Genomic DNA, 1,211 nt, shown 5'->3' with positions numbered 1-1,211 from the left:
GCCGGACGAGCGCGTACGGGCCTGGATGGTGGTCATCGAGGCGGCCGGGCAGGCCATCGGCGACGTCGACGCGGTCTTCCCGCAGGCCCTGGCCGACGCGGGCGACGACCCCCGGCTGCTGGCCCTGGTCCACTACCAGCTGGCCTGGCGCGGTCTGGTGGTGCAGGGCGACTTCGCACAGGGGCGGGAGGAGGCGGCGCACGCGGCCCGGCTGGCGGCGCGGGCCGGGGACCGGACCACCGAGCTGCTCTCCCTCGCGTTCCAGGCCCAGGCCGAGACGCTGATGGGGCATCCGGACGCCCCCACGACCATCGAGCGGGCGCGGCAGGAGCCGCAGGATCCGCGGGTGGCGTGCCATCACAACGGGGCGGGTTCGACACGGTTCCGGTGGCTGGTGATGAGCGACCGGCTGGCCGAGGCGCGGACCACCGTCACGGCGCTGCTGCGTGAGGTGCGGCGGCGCGGCATGGCCGAGAGCGAGGTGCACTACCTGCGCTTCCTCTCCGAGACCGAACTGCACGCCGGGCACTGCGGCCGGGCCCTCGAACTGGCCCGCGAGAGCCTGACGCTGGCGCGGGACGCGGGCATCGGCGAGGGCGCGGGGGCCATGCAGGCGGCGCTCGCCGAGGCCGCCGGCGGGGACGTGGAGCGGGCGCTGACGCTGGCGCGGGAGGCGGTGCGGCGGACCGAGGAGGACGGCGACGCCGTGTACCTCTCGCGCGCCCTGGCCGTGCTCGGCCACGCCCACCTGGTGGCGGGCGACGCCCGTGCGGCCGTGGACGCGCTGCGCCGGGTACGGGAGTTGGAGGCCGGCGCGGGCATCACCGACCCGGCGCGCGGCCGGTGGCAGGGCGATCTCGCGGAGGCCCTGGTGCGGACCGGGCAGCCGGCCGAGGCGCAGGAGGTCATCGAGGTCACGCGGGCGCACGCGCTGCGGCTGGGGCGCGGGAGCGTGCTGGCGGTGCTGGACCGGGCGGAGGCGCGGCTGCGGGCGGCGCGGGGTGAACAGCGGTCGGCGGTCACCCGGTTGGTGTCGGCGCGGGACCGGCTGGCCGAGCTCGGGTTCGGTCTGGAGGAGGCGCGGGCGGCGTTCGCGCTGGCGGAGCTGCGGGCGGACCGGCCGGGGCCGGTGTCGTACGACGAGGCGGCGCGGCTCTTCCGGCGCTGCCGGGCGCTGCCGTGGCTGCGGCAGGTGGAGGCGGCGGTCGCGG

1 pseudogene is annotated in these 1,211 nt (G+C 78.1%); it reads left to right on the top strand.

The annotated features are described in order from the left end of the window. Nucleotides 1-1,211: pseudogene (locus tag GTW67_RS30500) on the top strand (helix-turn-helix transcriptional regulator); the annotation flags it as partial.

This window comes from Streptomyces sp. SID5910 (assembly GCF_009862125.1).
Lineage (GTDB): Bacteria > Actinomycetota > Actinomycetes > Streptomycetales > Streptomycetaceae > Streptomyces.
Note: the sequence above shows the minus strand (reverse complement) of the source record. Positions and strands in the feature narration are given on the sequence as shown.